Source organism: Microlunatus sp. M237 (assembly GCF_056896895.1).
In genome coordinates, this window is the sequence record NZ_JBXHBL010000001.1 from 309,234 (window position 1) to 333,100 (window position 23,867).

At 69.3% G+C, this 23,867-nt stretch carries 22 protein-coding genes, 1 tRNA gene and 1 pseudogene; 17 read left to right on the top strand and 7 right to left on the bottom strand.

The annotated features are described in order from the left end of the window. Positions 1–11 precede the first annotated feature (11 nt). The 4 genes from AC1XX3_RS01440 to AC1XX3_RS01455 form a co-directional block, all read right to left on the bottom strand. On the bottom strand, positions 12–2,657 hold the full coding sequence (locus tag AC1XX3_RS01440; protein WP_483319295.1) for a GH116 family glycosyl hydrolase: 2,646 nt from the start codon (positions 2,655–2,657) through the stop codon (positions 12–14). A 231-nt stretch (positions 2,658–2,888) separates the two neighbouring features. Beyond that, positions 2,889–3,380 carry an RDD family protein gene (locus tag AC1XX3_RS01445; RefSeq protein ID WP_483319296.1) on the bottom strand — a complete coding sequence of 164 codons (492 nt, stop codon included), beginning with the start codon at positions 3,378–3,380 and terminating at the stop codon, positions 2,889–2,891. A 45-nt stretch (positions 3,381–3,425) separates the two neighbouring features. Beyond that, on the bottom strand, positions 3,426–4,403 hold the full coding sequence (locus AC1XX3_RS01450; protein ID WP_483319297.1) for a formylglycine-generating enzyme family protein: 978 nt from the start codon (positions 4,401–4,403) through the stop codon (positions 3,426–3,428). Between the two features lie 26 nt (positions 4,404–4,429). Next, positions 4,430–5,407: an aldo/keto reductase gene (locus AC1XX3_RS01455; RefSeq protein ID WP_483319298.1), complete on the bottom strand. Its 978-nt coding sequence runs from the start codon at positions 5,405–5,407 to the stop codon at positions 4,430–4,432. 92 nt (positions 5,408–5,499) lie between these two features. On the opposite strand from AC1XX3_RS01455, the gene AC1XX3_RS01460 reads away from it, so the two are divergent. The 3 genes from AC1XX3_RS01460 (at position 5,500) to AC1XX3_RS01470 (ending at position 8,596) form a co-directional block, all read left to right on the top strand. Next, positions 5,500–6,192 (top strand): SDR family NAD(P)-dependent oxidoreductase, encoded by a 693-nt coding sequence (locus tag AC1XX3_RS01460; protein ID WP_483319299.1) that lies wholly within the window; start codon positions 5,500–5,502, stop codon positions 6,190–6,192. 189 nt (positions 6,193–6,381) lie between these two features. Next, positions 6,382–7,506: a PheS-related mystery ligase SrmL gene (gene srmL, locus AC1XX3_RS01465; RefSeq protein ID WP_483319300.1), complete on the top strand. Its 1,125-nt coding sequence runs from the start codon at positions 6,382–6,384 to the stop codon at positions 7,504–7,506. Between the two features lie 208 nt (positions 7,507–7,714). Next, positions 7,715–8,596 (top strand): hypothetical protein, encoded by an 882-nt coding sequence (locus tag AC1XX3_RS01470; protein ID WP_483319301.1) that lies wholly within the window; start codon positions 7,715–7,717, stop codon positions 8,594–8,596. Between the two features lie 43 nt (positions 8,597–8,639). Here AC1XX3_RS01470 and AC1XX3_RS01475 read toward each other — a convergent pair whose 3' ends face one another. Together AC1XX3_RS01475 and AC1XX3_RS01480 are read right to left on the bottom strand one after the other, a co-directional pair. Next, positions 8,640–9,437 (bottom strand): ABC transporter permease, encoded by a 798-nt coding sequence (locus tag AC1XX3_RS01475; RefSeq protein WP_483319302.1) that lies wholly within the window; start codon positions 9,435–9,437, stop codon positions 8,640–8,642. After that, positions 9,434–10,429 (bottom strand): ABC transporter ATP-binding protein, encoded by a 996-nt coding sequence (locus tag AC1XX3_RS01480; protein ID WP_483319303.1) that lies wholly within the window; start codon positions 10,427–10,429, stop codon positions 9,434–9,436. Before AC1XX3_RS01480 ends, AC1XX3_RS01475 begins: the two co-directional genes overlap by 4 nt. Positions 10,430–10,588: 159 nt before the next feature. Here AC1XX3_RS01480 and AC1XX3_RS01485 point away from each other — a divergent pair, with 159 nt between their 5' ends. The 11 genes and pseudogenes from AC1XX3_RS01485 to AC1XX3_RS01535 all read left to right on the top strand — a co-directional run bounded on the left by AC1XX3_RS01485 (position 10,589) and on the right by AC1XX3_RS01535 (position 20,741). Further along, on the top strand, positions 10,589–11,068 hold the full coding sequence (locus tag AC1XX3_RS01485; protein ID WP_483319304.1) for an NUDIX hydrolase: 480 nt from the start codon (positions 10,589–10,591) through the stop codon (positions 11,066–11,068). 7 nt (positions 11,069–11,075) lie between these two features. Continuing rightward, complete coding sequence (locus tag AC1XX3_RS01490) at positions 11,076–11,882, top strand: phosphotransferase family protein (RefSeq protein ID WP_483319305.1); 807 nt, start codon at positions 11,076–11,078, stop codon at positions 11,880–11,882. A 106-nt stretch (positions 11,883–11,988) separates the two neighbouring features. Continuing rightward, a pseudogene (locus AC1XX3_RS01495) lies at positions 11,989–12,263 on the top strand (DUF427 domain-containing protein). Between the two features lie 54 nt (positions 12,264–12,317). Further along, positions 12,318–12,926: a superinfection immunity protein gene (locus tag AC1XX3_RS01500; RefSeq protein WP_483319306.1), complete on the top strand. Its 609-nt coding sequence runs from the start codon at positions 12,318–12,320 to the stop codon at positions 12,924–12,926. Positions 12,927–13,108: 182 nt separating this feature from the next. Next, on the top strand, positions 13,109–14,260 hold the full coding sequence (locus tag AC1XX3_RS01505; protein WP_483320192.1) for a MurT ligase domain-containing protein: 1,152 nt from the start codon (positions 13,109–13,111) through the stop codon (positions 14,258–14,260). 3 nt (positions 14,261–14,263) lie between these two features. Then, the gene (locus tag AC1XX3_RS01510; protein WP_483319307.1) at positions 14,264–15,004 is read left to right on the top strand and encodes a type 1 glutamine amidotransferase; all 741 of its coding nucleotides are present in this window, start codon (positions 14,264–14,266) and stop codon (positions 15,002–15,004) included. A 916-nt stretch (positions 15,005–15,920) separates the two neighbouring features. Next, positions 15,921–17,318, top strand: a complete 1,398-nt coding sequence (locus AC1XX3_RS01515) for an HNH endonuclease signature motif containing protein (protein ID WP_483319308.1) — start codon at positions 15,921–15,923, stop codon at positions 17,316–17,318. Between the two features lie 259 nt (positions 17,319–17,577). Continuing rightward, positions 17,578–18,465 (top strand): aldo/keto reductase, encoded by an 888-nt coding sequence (locus AC1XX3_RS01520; RefSeq protein WP_483319309.1) that lies wholly within the window; start codon positions 17,578–17,580, stop codon positions 18,463–18,465. Beyond that, positions 18,462–20,057 (top strand): phytoene desaturase family protein, encoded by a 1,596-nt coding sequence (locus tag AC1XX3_RS01525; RefSeq protein WP_483319310.1) that lies wholly within the window; start codon positions 18,462–18,464, stop codon positions 20,055–20,057. The genes AC1XX3_RS01520 and AC1XX3_RS01525 overlap by 4 nt, the downstream gene beginning before the upstream one ends. A gap of 13 nt (positions 20,058–20,070) precedes the next feature. Then, positions 20,071–20,146: transfer RNA gene (locus AC1XX3_RS01530), tRNA-Lys, on the top strand. Between the two features lie 118 nt (positions 20,147–20,264). Further along, entirely contained in the window at positions 20,265–20,741 is a 477-nt protein-coding gene (locus tag AC1XX3_RS01535) for a nucleotidyltransferase domain-containing protein (protein ID WP_483319311.1), read from the top strand. A gap of 287 nt (positions 20,742–21,028) precedes the next feature. Here the strand turns inward: AC1XX3_RS01535 and AC1XX3_RS01540 are convergent, their stop codons facing one another. Continuing rightward, on the bottom strand, positions 21,029–21,580 hold the full coding sequence (locus tag AC1XX3_RS01540; protein WP_483319312.1) for a maleylpyruvate isomerase family mycothiol-dependent enzyme: 552 nt from the start codon (positions 21,578–21,580) through the stop codon (positions 21,029–21,031). A gap of 53 nt (positions 21,581–21,633) precedes the next feature. Between AC1XX3_RS01540 and AC1XX3_RS01545 the strand changes: the two genes are divergently transcribed. From AC1XX3_RS01545 to AC1XX3_RS01555, 3 genes are all read left to right on the top strand, one after another. Continuing rightward, the gene (locus AC1XX3_RS01545; RefSeq protein WP_483319313.1) at positions 21,634–22,035 is read left to right on the top strand and encodes a hypothetical protein; all 402 of its coding nucleotides are present in this window, start codon (positions 21,634–21,636) and stop codon (positions 22,033–22,035) included. A gap of 23 nt (positions 22,036–22,058) precedes the next feature. Then, positions 22,059–22,883, top strand: coding sequence for an endonuclease/exonuclease/phosphatase family protein (locus AC1XX3_RS01550; RefSeq protein WP_483319314.1), 825 nt, complete (start codon positions 22,059–22,061; stop codon positions 22,881–22,883). Between the two features lie 161 nt (positions 22,884–23,044). Next, positions 23,045–23,851, top strand: a complete 807-nt coding sequence (locus tag AC1XX3_RS01555; RefSeq protein WP_483319315.1) for a GntR family transcriptional regulator — start codon at positions 23,045–23,047, stop codon at positions 23,849–23,851. The last annotated feature ends 16 nt before the right edge of the window (positions 23,852–23,867 follow it).

Genomic DNA, 23,867 nt, shown 5'->3' on the forward strand with positions numbered 1-23,867 from the left:
GGTGGTGGTTGTCAGTGCTCGGGATGGGAGTCGGCTGGGACCAGCCGGACGCTGTCGCCGGCCGAGAGCTGGACGGGGACGTCCAGCACGAACCTCGCCCCGTCGGGGTGGAGAGCGTCCACCTCGGTCAGGTCCAGCTCGCCCCACAGCAGTCGCAGCTCAGCTGCATCGACGCCCAGCACCAGCTCCCCCCAGCCCCGGGCCGTCGAGACGAACAGCCGGGCGGTCCCCGCCGCGGTCGCCGCCGGCTGTGGGGCGACCCGGAGCGAGCCGGTGCGGCCGTCCCACTGCAGACCGGAGAGGGCGATCAGCACGCCCCAGCTGGCCATCGACCGGGCGTAGTGGTTGCCACACTCGGCCTCGTTCCACGGGTTGCGGCGGATCCCGTCGTGCCGTTCCCGTACCGCCCGGACGAGCTCCAGACCCTCCTCGACGAGACCTTCGTAGACGAGATGTGTCGCTACCTGGTATTCGATCCCGCTCCACACCTCATCGCTGTAGACGAAGGGGATCCGCGGTCTTCCACCCGTTGGCCAGGTGCACAGCAGCAGACCGCGGTCGTCGTTGAGTGCATAGGTGCGCTGAACGCTGTGATAGTCGCGGAAGTCGCGGCGGAAGTTGTACCGGTAGATGGCCCCGACGGCGCTACGGACATGCTCGGCGGGCAGCACATGGCCCAGCCCGGTCAAATGAGCCAGGGTCTGTCCGAACAGCTGATCGGACAGGCAGCCGGCGCCGTACTGGTAGCGGTACTCGTCGACGTCGGCGAGCCGCTGGTCGTAGTACTCGCCGTTGTAGAGCAGCTCGTCCATCCGGGCCGCACCGAGGTCGGCCGCCTCGCTGTAGCGCTTGGCGGTCGTGATGTCGCCGACCCCCTCGGCCATCGCCGCACCGGCGCGCAACGCGGCGAAGAACATCGAGTTCGCCAGTGAGTTCTCACCGTAGAACTCGATGTCGTAGGTGTTGTGCTGCTGGCTGTCGAGGACGAAGTCAGCGTTGGCATCCCACACCGCGAAGGCGAAGTCGAGGGCGCGCTTGGCCGCCGGCCAGAGCTCGGTCAAGAACGCGTCATCTCCGCTGAAGCGCCACTCGCGGAAGAGCCGCACCACCGTGCCGAGCTGACCGTCCACGGCGGGATGGAACTCGTGCGGCTCGTTGCCGAAGACGGCGTTGGTCCGAAATCTCATCCGCCCGTCAGGCAGCGTCTCGTGCAAGAACTCGGTCCGGCGCGCGCTGCGTTCGAGAGCGGGAAACAGGTTCGCGACCGTCTGCGCGTAGTTCCACACGTGCGTACAGGTGCCCTCGCAACTGCCGACGTGGTCGAAGCTGCCCTCCCAGGCAGCGAACAGGCCCTGCTCGCTTCCGTCGTCGAGGAGCAGACAGGTGGTGCTGCGGAGCACGACCAGAGTGGCCGACACCGCGTCCACCACCTCGGCCGGCAGCGTCGAGCCGACCAAGGTCTGGTGGAAGGCACGCGTGGCCGCTTCCAGCTCGCCGAGATTGCGCTGCAGGTGGGCAGCCACCGCCCACGCGTCGGCGTAGCGGGTCGCGTAGTGGTTGCGGATGATCTCGTCGGCGTGGGTGTTGGGCAGCCCGCAGTTGCCGTGCCATGCCCGGGGACGGTTCGGAGCGTGCCAGGTCAGGAAGAACTCGAACTCGCGGGTCTCCCCCGGAGCCAGGTCGGCCACGATCCCGATGCTGCCGGTACGTAGCTTCGGCAGCCGGTCCAGTGATCGGCCGAGCTCGGATCCACCCTCCAGGGTGAAGGGCTGCTCGCCCAGCAGCCCGTCCGCGGCGAGGTCGTCCCAGAACAGCTGAACCCCGTCCTGCCAGAAGTCGACAGCCCACTGCGGTGTCATGGTGGTGCTGGGATCCGCGGTGGTCAGGCTGGCCGTGCCGTACAGCAGGTGATCAGGAGCCAGATCGGTGCCGAACTCGAGCCCGGTGAGTCCGTTCGAGGTACGGGCCGCAACCGTGGGGTTTCCTTCGAATACGGGGAACTGGAACATGTTGTGGTCGACGATCCCGATCGGGGCCGACATGGACCCCGCCACGGTCACCGCAACCGGAGAGTCGAGCGGGTTGCGTACTGAGTAGCGCAGCACCGCCCCGGGAAGTCCGGAGGCGTGCACGTCCAGTGGCACGAGCGGGGTGAAGGCTTCCAGACCCACATCCACCGGGAGCACGTCATCCTCGAAGTCGATGCTGAGCAACGGATACTCCCCACGCATCCGACTGTTCGCGAGCCGTGGCAGGCCGGCGAGCTTGCCGATGTGGTGGCCGGAGTCCCCTTCGTGCGGCGGCTGGACGCGTGACTCGAGGACCCGGGTGACCGCCGCTTCGCCCTGCGGCTGGGCCCGGATGGCGAAGAACGTGAACGGCAACCAGTGCCCCTTGTCAGGCCGGTTGGCGATCTCCCAGTCACGGAGCTCCCCGCGGGCGCCGATCGAGACGGTTCCGGTGCCGATCCCGCCGAGGGGGAACGCGGCGACCCCTGCCTCAGGACCGTGGGTCCGCAGAGCTGACCAGGAGCCGAAGGGCTCCTGCCGCGTGGACTCGGAGCCGAAGGGCTCCTGCCGGGTCGACTCGGAGCCGAAGGGCTGCTGCCGGGTGGCGTCAGCCGGGAGGGTCGAGGGGATGGGCGGAACCGCAGCCATTGCGGTCTCCCTTCGCGCGAGCGGTTGGTGAACATGGAGAAAGCGGAACCACTGGCAACCTGATCGAGCCGCAAATGCGATTCGAGCTTCCGCCGGCGAGGACGGCGCTGCCCTTGGCCACACCTTGGCAGTAATCGATTACAGACGCAAGACCCTGAGCACCCGGCATCTCGATCTCATCCGAGCAGCCGCTGATTCAGCTGTGGAGCTGGACGTGCACCACGCTGTCGTCTAGCTGGCGACGACGCGGGTTGCCGTCAGCCGATCATGCACGCCGCGACCCGACCCCGTAGCGACCATCACGGCGGCCACCGCGAGCCAGGGATAGACGACCGCTGTGGCGGCGAGCGTGACGGGGTCGAGCCCTTCGGACCCGGCGAAAGCCGCTCCCAGCGCCACCACGTGGCCCAGCTGCCACGGCAGCCCGATCTTCAGCGCGTTGCGGGCCAGACCTCGGGCCAGGGCCGGCGGTCGTCCCTGGCCGTCCACCACGCGCAGGCGCTGCCGCCGGTGACCGGGCGTGCCACTGCCCCGCTCCTCCAGCGCCGCAAGCACTGTGGCTGCCACCGGCGGTATCGCACTCAGTGCGAGGACGGTCCCCCGCGTCGGCGGACCGAAGTGGTTCAGCACCAGACCCAGCGGCACCATGGCGGCAGCGAAGCCGAGATACCGCGCGGCGTCGAGGAGATAGGCCCGCGCTCGGGGTCGGACCAGGGGGTGCATGCTCTGATGCTAGCGACGGGCGCACCCGGCCGGAGCCGGTCGCCGTCAGCGAGCGACAGTGCGGAATCCCGCGTTGCCCATCGAGGAGTCCGGGGTGTTCGAGGAGCGGGCTGCATTGCGATACCGGTTGCAGTAGGAGTCGTGGCACAGGTAGGAGCCGCCCCGGAGCACCCGGGCGTCACCGTGGGCCGGTCCGGTGGGTGCCACCGCTGGTGACCGGCGGTAGTAGCCCGGCGCGTACCAGTCGGCGCACCATTCCCAGACGTTGCCGACCATCTGCCACAGCCCGTACCTGTTCGGCGCGAAGGAGCGCACCGGCGCCGTGGTCACCCAGCCGTCGGCCGCGGTGTTGTCCATCGGAAACCGTCCCTGCCAGATGTTGCACTGCCAGTCGTCACCAAGATCATTTCCCCAGGGGAACCGTTCCCCGCGTCGGCCCCCGCGGGAGGCACACTCCCACTCCGCCTCGGTCGGCAGCCGTCGACCGGCCCACTCGCAGTACGCCATCGCGTCGTTCCAGCTCACCTGCACCACCGGGTGGTCGGCCAGTGCGGCCACGTCCGAGCGCCGCCCGCCGGGATGAGCCCAGTCGGCACCGAGGACGCCGCACCACCACGGCGTGGCCGGTGGATTGCCGACGATGTCGCCGTCCGCGACGGCCAGCGCCAGGTGGAACACCGCCGAGTAGCCGAAGGTCTCAGCCTCGGTCCGATAGCCGGTGGCCGCGACGAAGCGGGCGAAGTCGGCGTTGGTGAGAGTCGTCGCGTCGATCGAGAAGGAGTCGAGCTCCACCTCATGCACCGGTCCCTCGCCGTCGGCCGGCAGACCGTCGCCGAGCGAGTCCCCCATTGCGAACACCTGCGCCGGGACGTGCACCTGCTCGATCTGGTGGCGTTGCTCGCCCGCCGCGTCAGCTGCGGAGCGGGCAGTCACCGGCTCGACCCGGAGCAGGTCGCGCCCACCCCCGCGGCCGGTCGACGAAGGTGCACAGCACGGGCTCGGGGCGGGATCAGGCTCGGTCATCGCTTCTCCGTGAGCATCGGCTCGTCTCAACTCGAACGCAGGGCCGCGGCGATCCGGTCCATCTGGTCCGTCGACAGCGGTCCGGCGGCGAGAACGCCCGCGTTGTCCCGCGCCTGCGCCACCGTACGGATGCCTGGGATCGGGACGAACGCCGGGCTCTTGGCCAGCAGCCACCCGAGCGCACCTTGGGCCAGCGACCGGCCGTCCTCGGTCAGGATCCCTCGGATCTGCTCCAGCGCGTCGAGCCGGCGGCCCTGGTCGCCGTCCCAGTCCCAGCTGCTGCGCACATCCGTCTCGGCGAAGGTGGTCTGACGTGACATCTTGCCGGTCAGCAGGCCCATCGACAGCGGACCACGAACGATGCTGGCCAAGCCGTACTTCTCGCAGACCGCGAGTGTGTCGGTGTCGCCGTTGACGATGCTGAAGGACTGCTGGATCGCCTTGCAGTTCGGGCCTTGGGCGAAGAACTCCGCCCGCTCCGGGTCGTCGGTGCTCCAGCCGTACGCCTTGATCTTGCCCGCGCTGACCAGGTCCTCCAGCGTGTCGCGGACCTCTCCGGCCTGCTCCATCGGGTAGTCGCCGATGTGGAACTGGTAGAGGTCGATCACGTCGGCCTGGAGCCGGCGCAGGCTGTCCTCACACTGTTGCCGGATCGAGGACGGAGACGCGTCGCGTGCGGTGGCCTTCTTGGACTCTTCGTCGAAGATGTTGCCGAACTTCGTGGCCACCACGACCTCGTCCCGGCGGCCCTCCAGGGCTCGGGCCAGCACCCGCTCGCTGTGACCCGCGCCATAGATATTGGCCGTGTCGAAGAAGGTGACCCCGGCGTCCAGCGCGGCATGGATGGCAGCGACCGACTCGTCGTCGTCGACCTCGCCCCACCCGATCGGGCGACCGTCGCGCGTCGCGGGGCCGCCGATCGCCCAGCAGCCGAAGCCGATGGCACTCACCTCGGTCCCACCGGTGCCGAGCGTCCTGGTCGTCGTCTGCGCCTGCGTGCTCATCGTCACTCCCTCGTGTCGGTCCTGGTCCCGGGCCGATCCTAGACCGAGGGCTGCGGGTCTTCGTCCGGGCCTCGATCACTACAGTGGCGGCCATGCGGTTCCTGATCACCGGTGTGACGCGGGGTATTGGTCGAGAGGTCGCGCGGCTGCTCGCGGCGGCCGGTCACGACCTGTACGGCATCGTGCGCCCGTCCTCCGCGGTCCCCGACGACCTTGTCCTGCGCCAGATCGCGTACTGCGACCTGCTGGATCCGCCGAGTGTCGCCGGCGCCGCCGCCGCACTGGTCGACGAGGTGGCTGAGCTGGACGGCCTGGTCCACAGCGCAGGCATCCTGCGTGGCGGCACGATCGACACGACGACGGCGGCCGACTTCACCGACCAGTACGCCGTCAACGTCACGTCGGTCGCCGAGATCACCCGCGTGTTCCTGCCGGCGTTGCGTCGGGCCGGGGGCACCGTGGTCTTCGTCAACTCGACCTCCGGGCTGAGCACCCGGGCACCCGTCACCGCCTACGGTGCCTCCAAGTTCGCACTGCGCGGCTACGCCGACGCACTCAGGGTGGACGAGCCGGACATCCGGGTCGGCAGCATCTTTCCCAGCCGGACCGCTACCGACATGCAGCGACAGCTCCGCACCATCGAGGACGCCGAGTTCGAGCGGGACAGCTATCTGGATCCGGTCACAGTGGCGCAGTCGATCGTGTCGATGCTGATGCTGCCCGCCGACGGCGTGATCACCGATCTCGTGCTGCGGCCCAGGTCCGGCTCGCGGACGGCCCGGTGATCGTGGCCGTCGAAAATCACTCGCCGGCTACACCATGGCGGTGGCATCCTGGCGTCATGCAGCTGCAGCGATTTCGCCGCCCTCGACCGCGTTCCGGTCGACGGGCCTGATCATCTGCACCTAGGTCCTGCGGCGAGCGAGGTCGAGGGAGACTCCCCCACCCGCTTTTCGATCACCCGAGGACCCACCATGGCCACCTATCTCTGCCCGACCCAACTGCAACGCGCCCTCGCCATCCGTGACCTGTCGGACCCGTCCGCCGGGCCGCACGCCCTCCAGCTCCTGCTCGACGAAGTGGTCGATCGCCTGACCGCGCACTGGGGCATACCCGCTCAGATCATCCGCGACAGTCCACTCGTCGCAGTCCGCGACAACTATGACCGACTCGGCTTCGACTCGGCCGCGGTGACCCGCGACGCGCGCTACTCCCACTACGTCAGTCCGACCGTGATGCTGCGCTCGCACACCTCAGCCTCCATCCCGCATGCGCTCGAGGAGATCCGCGACGACGAACGCCGTGACACGCTGCTCGTGGTTCCCGGGCTGGTCCACCGACGCGACGCCATCGACCGGACCCACGTCGGAACACCGCACCAGCTGGATTTGTGGCGCATCACCTCGTCGAGTCGCATCGGTCCGGCGGAGCTGCTCGAGCTGATCGACGTTGTGGTCTCGGCGGTGGTGCCCGGTGCGCGCTGGCGTGCGGTCGACGTGGTGCATCCGTACACGACGGGTGGCAAGCAGGTCGACGTCCTCGTCGACGGCGAATGGCTGGAGCTGGGTGAGTGCGGGCTGGTGGCGCCGTGGCTGCTGCTGCAGTCAGGGCTGGACCCGACACGCTGGTCCGGTCTCGCCCTCGGCCTGGGCCTGGACCGTGGCCTGATGCTGCGCAAGGGCATTCCCGACCTCCGCTATCTGCGCTCGGACGACCCGCGCGTACGCACGCAGCTGCGCGACCTGGACCGATGGCGACCCGTCTCGAGCATGCCGCCCATCCGGCGCGATCTCTCCGTCGTCAGCGACGCCGACGAGGACGTGGAAACCCTCGGCGACCGGGCCCGAAGCGCTTTGGGCGACCGCGCCGACGACCTCGAGTCGATCATCGTGCTCGCCGCGACCAGCTATGACCAGCTGCCGCCGGAGGCGGTCCGGCGCCTGGGACTGCAGCCCGGGCAGACCAACGTCCTCCTCCGGCTGACCCTCCGGCCGCTCTCGCGGACGCTGACCGATGCCGAAGCCAACGAGCTGCGCGATGTGGTCTACCTCGCCCTCCACCAGGGTCCGATCCCCGAGCTGATCGGCCGCAGCGACTGAGGCGGCCGACCCGGACCCGGTGCGAAAATCGTAGATTCGCTATAACGTCATAAGCCTGACCGGCGGCGAGACTGGGACGGGAGCGCACCGTGGGCAACATCGGCGAGGAAGAACGCACGATCGAGGTGGTGCCGCTCCCCGGCCCGGATCGGGCCGAGCCTCAGGAGGCGCCAGCCGCACCGCCACCGATCTCGACGCCCCAGCCGGCATGAATGGCGACTTCGACGATGTCGACGCTGACCTGTTCCTGGGCGAGATCTCGGCCCTGCGCCAGTTCCGGATCGGCGGTGACGGTGTGCTGCGTGGATTGGCCTACCCGGTCCCCGCGGTGGCCGGCGCCAACGTCTCGGTCTGCTTCGCGCCCGGCTCCCGGGTGCATCCCAGGCTGGAACGGGGACCGGTCGCGGGCTGCAGCTGCGGTTTCTACGCCTATGACCGGCCGAGCCACTGGATCGCCGCGTCCGCCCCGGACCACGGCGACGTGGTGGAGGCGATCGTCGCCCTCTCCGGGCGGGTCGTGGTCTGCACCCGCGGCCTCAAGGCCGAGCGGCTGAGGATCCTCGCCGTCAGCCCGGCCAGTCGACTGCCGAGCACGTTCGTCATCGACTATCCCGACGTCGCGGGTTACGCGTCGGTGGAGGAGATGCTCTTGGCCCACCCGCTGACGGCCCTGGCCCGCCGCCAGGAGAACCGAGCGGGTTCGCCGAGACGGTCGCTGCGGGTCCGGCTGGGATCGGTCTTCCGGCGTGCGACGACTCGCTGGTCAGCGCTGGCGCTGCTGGTGCTGCTGGCCGGCGCGGCCGGGCTCTGCGGGATGGTCGGCGTGTCGGCCACCGTTCTGGGCCTCGGTGGCTACCTGCTGTTCGAGGCTCGCCCACGACGCCATCCGGGCGAAGCGGGTCGGCGCCCCGATCATGCCCGCATCCTGGTCCGTCGGTCGGCGACCCGGTCGGTGCCACGCCCACGGATGGACGCGGTGGCCTACGTCGACGACGCAGCGGCCCGGCTGCCGGCCGGCATCGTCCGCGGACCACTGCCGACGGACCGACGCGGCCGTCCGTTGACCGCGGACGAACCCGCGGACGACTGAGCGGCAAACGCAGCGCGCCGTCCGCAGCTGACGCCGCGCGCGACTACTCGACGTCCTTGCGCACCGTGAGCGCGAACCCGATCGCTGCCGGGATGACCGACCAGGCGAGCAGGATCAACAGGCCCCAACCCCAACCGACCGGGTCCTGGCTGGCGAACAACGCCGGATTGGTGATGCCGAGCATCGCGTTGGTGGCCCCGCTGGGCATCAGGTTCAACGGCAGGTCCCACTCCTGGACGAAGAACAACAAGGTGAGCCCCGGCTCGATGATGTAGGCGAACCCGATCCCGATCAACATCGCGACGATCATGTTGCGGACCAGGATGCCGATACCCATGCCCATCAACGTCCACAGCGCCAGCGACACCACCCCCAGGATCAGCTTGCGCCACATCGAGGCACTGTCGAGGAAGAAGCTGCCGTCGAAATACAGCACGAAGCCGACGGCGACGAGCACCCCGGCGAGCACGCTCAGCGCCCCGTACACCAGGCCATAGATGGTCAGCGAGATCGCCTTGGCGATCACCACCCGATAGCGCCGCGGCGTGGCCAGGTAGGTGCTGGCCATGGTCTTGTGCCGGTACTCACCGCCCATCGCCATGATTCCGACCACGAGAACCAGGATGCGGGTGATCGTGTTGCCGCCGTTGTAGACGCTGGACACCGCGCCCTCGTCGGCGAAGGCGGGCAGCACCGGATCGCTCTGGGTGGCCATGATCGCGGTCACCCCGGCGAACAGGGCGGCGTAGCTGGCAGCCAGCACGCCGACGCAGATCAGCATGATCCACCACAGTTTGGTGGTGGAGATTTTCCGAAGCTCGGCGACGACGACGTTCCTCATGCCGACACCTCCTCGCGGCCGGCGGCCTGGCCTTCCAACATGGCGAAGAAGGACGACTCCAGGTCGGTCCGGTCCTGGGTCAGCTCGTACACCGGGATGCCGGCGCGGAGCATGGTGTTTCCGATGACGACCGGACTGGCGCCGTGCACCGTGAGGAACGGCCCGTCCCGGTCAGCCCGTCGCTCGGCCACCACCTGTTGCTCGCTCAGCGCCGCCTCGGCCCGAACCGGATCGGGCGTACGGAGCCGCGATGTGCTGACCGCCAGCTCGAGGTCGGTCACCTTCGCCTGACGCAGCAGCCGGCCCTTGCCGATGATCACCACATCGTCGACCGTGGCCTGGACCTCGTTGAGCATGTGGGACGAGACGAGGACGGTGCGCCCCGCCGCGGCGTACTCCCGCAGGAAGCCGCGCAGCCAACGGATGCCCTCGGGGTCGAGGCCGTTGGCCGGCTCATCCAGGACGAGATAGTCGGGTTCACCGAGCAGCGCGGACGCCAGTCCCAACCGTTGGCGCATCCCGAGGGAATAGCCACCGACCGGGCGGCGCGCCGCCGGGGTGAGGTCCACCAGCGCCAGCAGTTCGTCGACGCGGTCGTCGTCGGCCTCGGCGGTGGCGGCCAGCACGCGCAGGTGGTTGCGGCCGGTCCGGCCGGGATGGAAGTTGGCCTCCAGCGAGGCGCCGACGACCTGCTGCGGCTTGTCGATGTCCACGTACGCCGTCTCGCCGAAGGTGGCGGTCCCGGTCGTCGGCCGCGCCAACCCGACCAGCATCCGCAAGGTGGTGGTCTTGCCGGACCCGTTGGGCCCGAGGAAGCCGGTGACCCGCCCGGGCTGGATGGTGACGGTGAGGTCATCGACGGCGGTCACCTCACCGAAGCGCTTGGTCAGGTGCCGCAGCTCGATCGGCGGCACGCCGGCGGCCCGGCGCGGCCGGGAGCCGGGAGGCGGGGCAGGACGAGGGGGCGACTCGGGACCGGGAGAGACGGACATGCGGGTCAGTCTCTCGTATCGACCGGGTCCGACGCATTTCCGCAACCCCGGGCGTGCGACGTGACCCGACCGTACTGTATGAACTGAACCGGTTCGCCTGATCCGGTACGGATGGTGGGATTCGGCTGTCGAACCGCCGCAACCGGTTACGCTGCGGCCATGCCGACTCCTGACTTCGTGCTCGAGCTCCGCCGCCACATCGGCACGGCACCACTGTGGATGCCGGCGGTCACCGCGGTGATCCTGCGCGGCGAAGGGGCCGCGGCCGAGGTCTTGCTGGTACGCCGCTCCGACAACGGCCAGTGGGCGCCCGTCACCGGGATCATCGACCCCGGCGAGGAGCCGGCGGTGGCCGCGCGACGTGAGGCGCTGGAAGAAACCGGGACCACCATCACCGTGGACCGGCTGGCGTGGGTCAAGGCCCAGCCGATGATCACCCATGTCAACGGCGACCTGGCTTGGTATCTCGACCACACCTTCGCCTGCAGCTGGGTCGCCGGTACGGCGTACGCCGCCGACGACGAGTCGGTGGACGCGCGGTGGTTCCCCGCCACCGCCCTGCCGCCGATGCACACCGCGCAGCGGGAGCGGATCGAGTGCGTGCTGGCCGACGAGCCGGCGACCCGGTTCGCGAGCTGAGCCGGCCATGACAGCGCAGCACACCCACCAGATCGAGCTGCGCGGCGACACCGTCATCAAGCGCTACACCAGCTGGGATCGTGGCGAGCACATCCGCGAAGCGGTGGCGCTCAATCTCCTCAGCCACCATGCGCCGGGGCTGGCGCCCAGCCTGGTGCAGGCGGTTCCGGAGGCGGACCCGCCCTGGATCGAGATGACCAGGCTTCCGGGCCGCACCCCGGTCGGACGGTGGACGGCTCCGCAGCTGCGGGCGCTGGTGATCGCACACCGGCAGCTCTGGTCGGCGCCGGCCCAGGTGCTGCCCGCGTTGACGGGCGCGGCACCGTTCGACCCGGCGTACTGGCGCCGCCTGCTCCGGCCGGAGCAGCGACCCGCCGGCCGCGCAGCGACGGTGTTCGACAGTGCCGTCCGTTGGCTGCGCTCAGGTGAGCTGGATCGCCTTGCGGACCTGGACGACAACCCGGTCCTCGGTCAGGGTGATCCCAACGTGGCCAACTTCTTGGTCGACGCCGCCGGCGGTGACGTACGGGTTCGGCTGGTCGACTTCGAGGACGCGGGTCTGAGTCACGTCGCCTTCGAGCTCGCCAACCTGGTCGAACATCTGGCGAACCGATCGACGGGCTTCGAGACCATCCTTGACGACGTCGCCTCGGTGTCGGACCGTGTACTCCCCAATGATGTGCTGCTCTGCCGTCGGCTGGTGGCGGTGTTCTGGTTGGACCGGCTCTGTCCGGGCGGTGCCGCCGCCGGCCGCAACCCGGCAGGCACGCTGGAGGCCCAGGCTGACCGGTTGGACCGGCTGCTGAACAGCTGATCCAGTCCGTGGCCGGTCGACCCGCACGTAGGTAGCACCGACGGCGACCGTGGCTGGGCTTCTCGTCGCAGCGCGATCCCCGGCTGGGCGCGGCTAGCATCGGTGAATGCGGACCCTCTGGAACGACAGTCCTGGCCGAGTCCGCGACACCGTGGTGGTGGAGAACAACCACTACTTCCCGCGGTCCTCGCTCACCGAGCACTACTTCCACCCCAGTGGCGCCCACGCCGTCTGCCTCTGGAAAGGCACCGCCAGCTATCTGTCGGTGACCGTCGACGGGAAGACCAACGAGACGCTGCCTGGTATTACCCGACGCCGAAGAGCGCCGCGGCCCAGATCCAGGATCGCGTAGCCTTTTGGCGTGGCGTCACGGTGGAGTAGGACCAGGTCCAGCACGACTGCAGCCACGATCGGACCACCACCAGCGAGGACACGATGAGCTATCCGCCGTACGCCACCCAGGTCATGGCCCCGGGTCCGCGCAGTTCGACCGCCCACGTCGTCATCGCCTGGGTGATGGCCATCGTGACCTGGTTCTATCTGCTGCCGTGGGCCATTGCCGCCACCCGGAGCCGACCCAACACCGCGACCATCGCGCTGCTGAATCTCTTCCTCGGCTGGAGCCTGATCGGCTGGGTCGTCGCGCTGGTGATGGCGTGCTCCAGCAACCAGCAGCAGCCGGTCGTCGTGGTGCACCAGTCGCCGGCCCTGCCGTACGGCAACCCTGGGTATGGGCCGGGGTATGGGACGCAGGGGTACGGGACGCAGGGATACGGGCCCCAGGGATACGCACAGCAGGGGTACGCGCAGCAGTCCCCGACGTCGCTGCCGTCCGCCGCGCGGCAGTGGTACGGCCAGCCGCTGCCACCGCTGAGCCAGTCGACCGCCGACAACAGGTGGCCCGTCGCGGCCCACCGGACGAGCCCGTCCGGACCGGAGTTCCCGGCCGAGCCGGAGGGGTATCGGTCGGACGCCGGTCCAGAGCCGACACTGGCCTTCCCCGTGTTGCCAGACACCGCCGGCGAGCGGGGTAGGCGACAATAGCCCTCATGTCTTCTTCGCAGGAATCGCCTCCCGCCGATCTGGCGGTGCAGCGCCGGGTCCCTCGGCTGGCACCGCGCCCGTGGGCCCGGCTGACCGCCGCCACCCTGGCCGGACGCGTCGCGGCCACCGCGTCGCGGCTCGCCGGCCGTGGCAGCGGCGCCTCCATCAAGGGCCGGGTGATGATGACCATCGACCCGCAAGCGCTGAGCAAACTGCTGGCCCACAAGCGGATCGCGATGGTGTCGGGCACCAACGGCAAGACCACGACCACCCACTTCCTGGCCGCGGCCGTCCGCGCCTCCCTGGGTCATGAGGCTGACCGGATGGTGCACAACGCCGACGGCGCCAACCTGCACCATGGCATCGCGTCGGCGCTGTCGGAGCACCCGCGGGCCGACATCGCCATCTTGGAGACCGACGAGCGGGTGGTCGCCGATGTCATCCGACTCGGTCGGCCCGAGGTGCTGGTGCTGTTGAACTTCAGCCGCGACCAGCTCGACCGCCACCACGAGATCAAGGCGCTCGGCCGCAGCTGGCGGGATGCGCTGGAGCGGGCCGGCGAAGACGGTCCGGTCGTCGTCGCCAACGCCGACGAGCCGCTGATCGTCTGGGCGGCGCAGACCGCTCGACGGGTGGTCTGGGTGGACACCAACTCGACCTGGACCCAGGACGCCTCGCTCTGCCCCCAGTGCGGCTCCGGGCTGGTCCGCGACCAGCCGACCGAGACCGGCGGGACCGGCGGCGACTGGCACTGCTCGGGCTGCGAGCTGGCCCAGCCCAAGGGCGACTACCGAGTTGAGGACGGCAAGATCATCGACCGCCTCGGGCAGAGCTGGGACCCCCGGCTGAAGGTGCCGGGGGCGTTCAATGTGAGCAACGCCGCCTGTGCGCTGGCCGCGGCCGAGCTGATGGGTGTGCACCCGGGCACCGCGTTCGTCGGCATGCGCCAGGTCACCGCCCCCGCCGGCCGCTTCGCCACCGTACAGTTCGGTGACACCACCGCCCGGTTGCTGCTGGCCAAGAACCCCGCCGGCTGGGCCGAGGCGCTGCCGCTGGCACAGACGTCCACCGTGATCCTGGCCATCGACTCCGCCGCAGCCGACGGCCGCGACGTGTCGTGGCTGTGGGACGTGGACTACGAGCAGCTCGCGGGTCGTACCGTGATCGCCACCGGACCGCGGGCTCAGGACCTGGCGGTCCGGCTGTCGCACGCCGACGTCGAGTTCCGCTGCATCCCCGACCTCGCGGCGGCCCTCGCCGGTCACGTCGAACCCGTCGATGTGATCGCCACCTATACCCCGTTCCAGCGACTCAAGAAGATGGCAGGCGTCTGACTCATGCCACACACCCCTCCCGGCGAGCGCGTCGAGATCGTCCTCGTCTATCAATCCCTCCTCGGTATCTACGGTGACCGGGGCAACGCCACGGTGCTGGCCAAGCGCCTGCAGTGGCGCGGCTACGACCCGGTGCTGACCGTGGTCGAGCCCGGCGACCCGCTGCCGGAAACCGGTCAGGTATACCTGCTCGGTGGCGGTGAGGACGCCGCCCAGATCTCCGCGGTCCGGGCGCTCCGGGCCGACGGCGGCCTGCACCGTGCCGTCGACCGCGGCGCCGCGGTGTTCGCGGTCTGCGCCGGCTATCAGATCGTCGGAAAGTCGTTCACCGTCGGGGACAAGGACGAGGAGATCGAAGGTCTCGGCCTGCTCGACGTCACCACCACCCGCGGCCCCGTCCGCGCCGTCGGCGAGCTCCTGTCCCGATGGGAGACCCCGGCCGGGACCACGGAGCTGATCAGCGGATTCGAGAACCACGGGGGCTACACCCGTCTCGGGCCGACGGCGGAGCCGCTGGCCACCGTCGAGGTCGGGGTGGGCAACTGCGACGACGGCACCGAGGGTGCGGTCGCCGGTACGGTGATCGGCACCTACCCCCACGGCCCGGTCCTCGCCCGCAACCCCGCGCTGGCCGACCACGTGCTTGAGCTGGCGTTGGGGCGTACGCTCCGTCCGCTGGTCCGCCCGGAGGTCGAGGAGCTCCGGCGGCAGCGGCTCGCGGCGGTCCGCAAGACCTCCCGTTGACGTTGGGCCAAAGGTCCGCTTGAGCCAGCGATGCGGCCAGCCGCGCGCGGGTAGACCCGGATGATCGCCTAGGTCGCCCGACCGCACCGTTGTCACCCAACTGCACTGTCATCCCCCCGACTGCACCGTGATATCCCGAGGCACCGTGGTCCCCCGACCGCACCGTTGTCACCCGACCGCGCTGTGATCCCCCGACCGCACCCGACCGCACTGTGATCCCCCGACCGCACCGTTGTCACCCGAGGCACCGTGGCCCCCCGACCGCACCGTGGCCCCCCGACCGCACCGTGGTCACCCGACCGCACCGTGGTCGAGCGCTGGGCGGGTGACGCGACGCAGGACCACAGATGCCACCGCGCCAGGTGCGCGCTCACCGACCACAGCGGATGATTACCGCGCCTGCTGGTGGTGCAGCGCGGGGTCTGCGGCCGAGACGGGTCTCGCAGTCCCAGGTCCACGCCGGTCACGGCGTTGGAACGCACCAATCGAGGGCAGCCATCGACGGAACCGGCCATCGCTGGTCGGGGAATCAGCCTGCTGCTTGCGTGGCCAGGTCTGTCAGCCGACTTGGTCGATCGCCGCTGCACCAGACGACTGGCATCCGCGGCCGCCTAGATGTTCGCCCACTCACGCGCGTCGGACCAGGTCATGCCCTCGGGTCCGGCAACGCGTCTCAGTCGCGCGATCACCGCCGGGAGTCACGCGATTCGACGCAGTGCGGCTGCGCGAGCGTGGTGCGAACTGGGCGATGGCCCTTGCTCGTTGCATCAGCACCGGCAGAGTCGCGTCGTCCGCTGGGGTCGCTACGGTCACCTCCACCGTACGGCTCAGGATAGGTGGGCGATCGCTGAGATCAGGTCTAAAGATTTCCCCGATCAAGGGTTGTATTCGAATGTGCGTTCGATTAGAATGAAGCATGGACGCGATCGGGGGATCGAACAACGAGTCGGACACGACTCCCGCGGTGCATGCCCTGGCGGAGCTGTCGGGAGCGCTGGACCGGCTGATCGCCGCGGTGGGCGAGGGTGGGTTGGATCATTTGGATGATCCGGACCTGCTGCGGTTCGCCGTGAACTTCGAGCGGGTCCGAAACCGGATGTCGGTGGCGGATCATCGGTTGGTGTCGGACCTGGAGGAGCGGCAAGTCGCCGATCAGCTGAACGCCCGCACCACCAAAGCACTGCTGGTGCAACTGCTCAGGGTCTCCGACGCCGAAGCAGGCCGGCGGGTCCGGGCCGCCCGGGCGCTGGGGACGCACCGCACCATGCACGGCCTCGAGGTGGAACCGTCCCACCCGGTGTTGGCCACCGCCCAAGGTGCGGGCGAGGTCAGCCCGGAGCAGGTCGACATCATCGAGCGCGCGTTGGAGCAGCTCGACCATCCCGCCTACGACCCCTCCGTTGTCGTCACCGCGGAAGCTGAGCTGACCGGGTATGCGCACACGTTCGCTCCACGAGATCTGCGGCTGATCGCGACGAAGCTGGTCGAGGCCTACGACCCCAACGGCACGGTCCCCGACGAACAACTCCAAGCCGACCGGCGGCACCTGCGCCTGGTCGCCACCCGCGACGGCAGCTGGACACTCGAGGGCCGGTTGACCGGCGACACCGGAACAGCCCTATGGGCGGTCCTGTCACCGCTGGCCAAACCACGGGTAGATGCGACCGGGGCAGCGAACCCGACGGTGGACGGTCGCACCCATGGGCAGCGGCTGCATGACGCCCTCGCCGACCTCACCGCCCGGGCCCTACGCGCCGGTGGGCTGCCCGACACCGGAGGCACCCCGGCCACGGTCATCGTGACCATCACCGCCGACGACCTGCTGCACCGCACCGGCCACGCGGAGACCAGCACCAACACCCTGCTCACCCCCGCGCAGCTGCTCAGGTTGGCTGGGGAGGCGGAGATCATTCCCACCGTGCTGAGCGCCACCGGTGAACCACTCACCCTGGGTCGGACGCGGCGGATCGCGACCAGGACCCAGACGTATGCGTTGATCGCCCGCGACGGTGGCTGCTCGTTTCCCGGCTGCGACCTTCCACCGGAATGGTGCGACCGGCACCACCTGATCGCCTGGATCGACGGTGGCCCCACCGATGTGGCCAACCTGACATTGTTGTGTCGCTACCACCACACCCACTTCGAACAACGCGGCTGGACCTGCACCCTCAACCCTGACGGGCTACCAGCGTGGACCCCACCCCGCTGGGCCGACCCCAGCCAGATCCCCATGATCAACAACCGCATCCGACGACGACACCTCAACCAAACAAAGAATGTGAGCGTCCGTCCGAAGGAGCCAGCACTATGCTGACGACTTGGCTGCTAGCAAATCCTAGGGTTGATCCATGGCCGTGATCCTGAGGACTGGAATGCACCAGCGAAGGAGCGGGCAAGGCTTCACGAACTCGGTGGACCCCGGCAATCTCAAACCTCAGGACAAGAGCCGCACTTGGCGCCGCTGCAGACTGACGCCGCTCAGTCGTCCGTCGAGTCGGAGGCAGGAGCGACCAATCCGGCAACAACACGGGGCCACGTGTGCGACGCCGAGGAGCACCCGTAATCTGCCAGACATGCAGACTCGCACCCTCGGACCGTTCTCGGTCTCCGCCATCGGACTGGGCGCCATGCCCATCTCCATGAACTCCGACAAGTCCTATCCGGACGAGGCCGGTGGCATCGCCACCGTGCACGCCGCTCTGGACGCCGGTGTCACCTACATCGACACCGCCGACATCTACGCCCCCAGCTGGGACAGCATGGGCCACAACGAGGAAGTGGTCGGCAAGGCGCTTCGCTCCTGGTCGGGCGACCGCGACAGCATCGTCATCGGGACCAAGGGCGGCATCACCCGCGGCGAGGGCGAGAGCTGGGGCCGTGACGGCTCGCTGGAGTATCTCCGCAGCGCCGTGGAGAAGTCGCTGCGGGCGCTCGGCGTGGACGTCATCGACCTTTATCAGTGGCACCGCCCCGACCGCTGGAAGCTCTACCCCGAGGTCATCGGCCACTTCCAAACACTGAAGCAGGAAGGCAAGATCAAGGCAGTCGGCATCTCCAACGCCAATGTCGAGGAGATCGAGGTGGCCATCGAGGTCCTGGGTGAGGGCGGCCTGGCCAGCGTGCAGAACGAGTTCTCCCCCCGCTTCCGCTCCAGCGAGGACGAGCTCGACTTCTGTGGCGAGCACGGCGTCGCCTTCTTGCCGTGGAGCCCGCTCGGTGGGACCGGCGGCGGTGCTCGCGAGGTCGGCGACAAGTTCGCCGTCTTCGGCGAGATCGGCCGGGACCACGGCGTCAGCCCGCAGCAGGTCGTGCTGGCCTGGGAGCTCTCCCTCGGAGAGCACGTCATCCCGATCCCCGGCGCCCGGCGGCCGGAGTCGATCACTGACTCGGCCAAGGCTGCCGACCTGATCCTCAGTGACGACGAGCTGGCGCGCTGCAGTGCGTCGGGCGGCCCTCGGTGAGTTCAGCCGATGACCACCCAGACGTGGTCATCATCGGCGGCGGCCACAACGGTCTGGTCGCCGCCGCCTACTTGGCCCGGGCCGGCCTGGACGTACGCGTCCTGGAGGCTCGGGACCGGTTCGGCGGCGCCGTCGCCAGCGAGCAGGTGTTCGCCGGGGTGGCCGCACGGCTGTCCCGGTTCTCCTACCTGGTGTCGGTGCTGCCCGAACAGATCATCACCGACCTGGGCCTGGACCTGGAGCTGCGGTCGCGGGCGGTGGCGACGTACACCCCGGTGGGTGACGACGGGATCCTGATCGAGCGTCCCGAGACGATTACCACCGCCGAGTCGTTCCGCCGGCTCACCGGTGACGACAAGGCGCACTCGGACTGGCGGCAGTTGCACGACCGGCTGGGTCGCCTCGCCGCGGTGGTCGCACCGACGCTGCTCGGGCCGCTGCCACGGGCCGCCGACGTTCGCGCACAGGTCGAGCCCGCCGCCTGGCGTGGGCTGATCGAACGTCCGCTGGGTGAGCTGATCGAGTCGAGCCTGGCCGACGACACGCTTCGCGGCATCGTCCTGACAGACGGGCTGATCGGCATCCTCAGCGGTGCGCACGACGAGTCGCTGCGTCAGAACCGGTGCTTCCTCTACCACGTGATCGGCAACGGCACCGGCGAGTGGAAGGTACCGGTCGGTGGCATGGGCGCCGTCGCCACCGCTCTCACCCGGGCCGCCCGCGACGCCGGAGCCACGCTGCTTCTCGACAGCCCGGTGACCGCCGTCGAGCCGGACGCCACCGGGGTCGTGGTCCGACTCGACAATGGCGAGACCCTGCGGGCCAAACACCTGCTCGCAGGCTGCGCCCCGGCCGTGCTCGACCGGCTCCGTGGCCGGACGCCCGAGATCCCCGAGGGCAGCCAGACCAAGATCAACGTGGTGGTCCACCGGCTCCCCCGGCTCCGCTCCGGGCTGGACCCGAAAGTCGCGTTCGCCGGCACCATGCACCTCAACCAGGGGTACGCCCGCCTCGAGCAGGCCCGGGTCCAGGCCGAGGCCGGCGTGATCCCGGACCCGTTGCCGTGCGAGGTCTACTGCCACTCGCTGACCGACGACAGCATCCTCTCCCCCGACCTGCGTGACGCCGGCTTCCACACGCTGACCATCTTCGGCCTGCACACCCCCGCGCGGGCGTTTCGCGCCGACCCCGACGGCACCCGGGAGCGGGCCCGCGAGGCGGCATTGCGGAGCCTGCAGCAGGTGCTGGCCGAGCCACTCGAGAACTGTCTGGCCCGCGACGCGGCCGGCAACCCGTGCGTGGAGGTGATGACTCCGCTCGACGTAGAAGCCGCGCTCGGCATGCCCGGTGGGCACATCTTCCACGGCGACCTGAGCTGGCCGTGGTTGGCCGACGACGCGGTGGTGACCTCGCCGGCCGAGCGGTGGGGCGTGGCGACAGCCGACGAGCGGGTGCTGCTGTGCGGGTCGGGATCGGTCCGCGGCGGAGCGGTCAGTGGCCTGGGTGGGCACAGCGCAGCGATGGCCCTGCTGGAGATGCTGGACCGCGGCCCCGACACCGCTCGATTTCCCCCGGCGGCCGGACTTTGCTAATGTTTCACCTCGCGCGCCGCTAGCTCAATTGGCAGAGCAGCTGACTCTTAATCAGCGGGTTGGGGGTTCGATTCCCTCGCGGCGCACCAGCAGCCCTGGTCAACCTCTGGTTGGCTAGGGCTTCTTTCATGCCTGGATCGGGTGCCGGAAACCAGCCCGCTCCCGTCCGCACGACGACCTCGCGAACTCAAAGCTAGGCTCGGTGACGTGCTGTACGCCGACGTCGACATGGTGCTCGATCATCTGACCCGCAGCGGCATCCGCTACTGGGTAGCCGGTGGCTGGGGCGTCGCAGCCCTGATCGGTACTCAGACCCGCGACCACCGCGACCTCGACCTCGCCGTGGACGCCCGAGACCTTGACGCTTGTGTCGCAACATTCGAGTCCCTCGGGTATCAGCGGGAGACTGATTGGCTTCCGGTACGTGTCGAGTATGCGGCGCCGGGTCATCGCTGGATCGATCTTCATCCAGTCGTGTTTGACCTGTCGGGACACGGTCGACAGGCCGGTCTGGGTGGCGGCCACTTCGATTACCCACCCGAAGGGTTCACCGTCGGTGGCCTCAACGGTCGAGTCGTCCCATGCCTGTCTGCCGAACAGCAGCGCCGGTTCCACACCGGCTACGAACCGCGGCCTCAGGATATTCACGACCTGAAACAGCTCGACAGTCTCAGCGAGGGCTGATCAGACGTTGGTCTGTGCCTCCAGCTGATCGAGATAGCAGCCGCCGCGGATCTCGACGCGCGTGACAGCTCGTTGAGCTGGTTCAGATCGGCCCCGGTGAGTGTCGGCTGCGGCGAGGTTCTCCTCGAGTCGGTGCAACTTGGTCGTTCAGCGGGCCAAGTTCGATTGCCTGACCCAGCTTGTTGCCCTCGTCGACGTCAGTCGGCTAGGGCTTCTCGTCTGATGCACCGTGGAGGCGTCCGATTCGTGCGTGGAGCTCTGGCTGACCATCCCCGCCCAGCTCCGTGTCAACGCCAGCCCGTCCGCCCACAGCCATCAGCGGAGACTCCCCCCGGCCCGGCCACCTCCACCCCGACCGGCGGACCAGTCAAGGTCGGTGGCGACCAGCCGAAGTCCCCGGGTGAGTCGTCGTCCGGGAAGTGCCGGAGACGAAACCGCGAACCGAGCGCGAACCGCAGGCGGTCGCTGGGGATCGTCCGTGGGAGTTGCAGCGGTCGCCAGATGTCTTGGTGATGGATCATTCCGTCGACCAGACCGATCCCGCCGTTGAAGCCCTTAGTCAAGCCAGCCGGCAATAGGTGGCGCCGGCACCGGCTCAGCAGTTCAGCCGTGGTGAGGCCAACGGCTCGGTCCACCCCGACGGCGTTCATCCGATCCAACCGCAGACGGCCACGGACCAGGGGCCGGGCGACGTCGGCCACCGTCAGGTCGTCGTAGCTGACGACATGGGCGACCACGTCGCGGACCCGCCACCGGTCACACAGCGTTGGCACGTACCACTGCTCGTCGGAGAAGCTCTCGAGCAGAACGGACAGCTCGGTTCGTTCCTCCGTAGCCATCTGGACCGGGTTCATTCCACAGCATGTCAGTGCGGCACCCTAGTCTGCCCCCCATGAGCCGCTACGTCATCGACGCCCCGACCCTGCTGCACCTCGTCGGTACGCAGGCCGAGCTCGACCCGACGCACCAGCTGGTCGCACCGAACCTGATCCGCTCACAGGCCCTGACCCTGCTGCTCGCGGCGGTCGCCCGCGGCGAGCTCGCCGAGCAGGAGGCACTGCGCCAGCACGAACAGCTGACCGAGCTCAAGATGCGACTGCTCGGCGATCGGGTGTCCCGACGTACGGCCTGGATGATCGCTCGCGAGCACGGCTGGGAGTCCAGCTACGACGCGGAGTATCTCGCGATCACCACCCTCCAGGGCGATGCCCTGGTCACCGTCGATGCGCGGATGGCAGCACTCGCGCGAGACGTGGTCCCGCTGGCACCGGTGGCGGTCCTGCTCGCCCCGTGAGGCCTCCACTACGGTGGTGGCCCGTGACCGAGACCAGGTATCCCAGGCACGGCTTCGCCGCTGCCCTCTCCCGCGCCCTGACCGCCGTCCGTCGCCACGCCCGACGGTGGCGTCGACTCGGCTCGCCGCTGGACCGCAGCGCCGGAGAGGTGCGGGTGATGACCTACAACACCCACCACGGCGCCGGGCCGACCGACCAGCTGGACCTCGAGGCGATCGCTCGCACGATCGAGCGTTGTGACCCCGACATCGTGGCGTTGCAGGAGGTCGACCGGCACTGGGGACCACGCAGCGACTGGGCCGACCAGGCCGCCTGGTATGCCGAGCGGCTCGGCATGCATGTCTTCTACGTCGCCAATCTGACCGCGGATCCGCCGGCACCGGACAGCCCGGTCCGTGAGTACGGACTGGCGGTGCTGTCGAGGAGCCCACTGAGTCGGACCGAGCATCAGCTGTTCGAGGTCCGGTCCGCGGAGCCCCGCGGTGTCGCTGCGGTGGTGGTGGACACCGAGCTGGGTCCCCTGCAGCTGCTCACCACCCACCTGTCGGTGGAGAGCGCCAACGCGAGGCGGAGCCAGGTCGAGGAACTGCTCCACCGGCTCGACGCGACGGGCGACCTGCCCACGGTGATGTGCGGGGACTTCAACGACCGCCCCGGCGCCCTGACCGGACTGCGTTCCCGGTTGCAGGACGCCTGGCAGGTGGGCACCGGCCGGGCCTCGACCCACGGCCGCCGGCGAATCGACCATGTCTGGCTCAGTGCTGACCTGCGGCCGGTACGGGCGTTCGTGGTCGCGTCGGACGCCTCGGATCATCTGCCCCTGGTGGTCGACCTGATCACCCGCTGAGCGGTCATTCGCAGCGTCGTTCCGCGGCCGGACCCGCTGCGCTATAGTCCCTGCAACACCGGAGCCCGTTCGGCCCCCAGCCGCCTCGGCCCGCAGGTCCTGCCCTGACGACAACGGCGTCCCACACCTTCGCTCGCTGCTCCTCGTTCGCAGGAGGTCGGATGTCCCCGTCGAGCCACCCCGGTCGACCGAACGGCCGCGGACCGGACCGTTCCCGAACTGTGCGCTGGGTCTGTGACGTGCTGCGGACCGAGCTCGTCTCCGGGGTCTATCCCGACAACGTGGTGCCCAGCGAGGACGCCCTGATCCGCAAGTACGCGGTCAGCCGCGGGATCATCCGGCAGGTGTTGTCGATCTTGACCGAGCAGGGAGCCATCGACCGGGTCCGGGGGGCGGGCACGTTCGTGTTGGCGCCGAGCACCTTGCTGCATGGCATCGACGAGTCACGTGACCTCGCCCAGGAGGTCAACGTCTCGGGCACCCGGATCGCGATCCGCAACACGCACGCGAGCATCCACCCCGCCACCGCCTTCGTCGGCCGGTTCCTCGGGGTCCATGCCGGCGAGCCGGTGGTGATCTTGGAGAGCCTGACCCTGCTGGACGGGTTCCCGCTGAGCCTGCGGACAGCGTTCATGCCGGCCGACCGGTTCGCCGTGCTGCTCACCGATCGGAGCATTGATCTCGATCGGTCGCCGTACGAGATCATCAAGAGCGTGCTGGACGAGCCGATCGGCGACACCGAGCTGCACATCGGCGCCTCGACGGCGGACCGGGTCATCGCCGAGTCCCTGCTGGTGCCCCCCGGCAGTGCGCTGCTGGACACCACCCGGTTGATCCGTACCCGCAGCGGAGCTCCGCTGGAATACAGCATCTCCCATGCCCGCGGTGATCGGCTGACCTTCGCCACGATGATGCGGGCGACCGGCTCCGACGCGGCCGCTGCCGCGGAGCTGTGCCGGGAGGCCTGAGCACCGCGACGCGCTC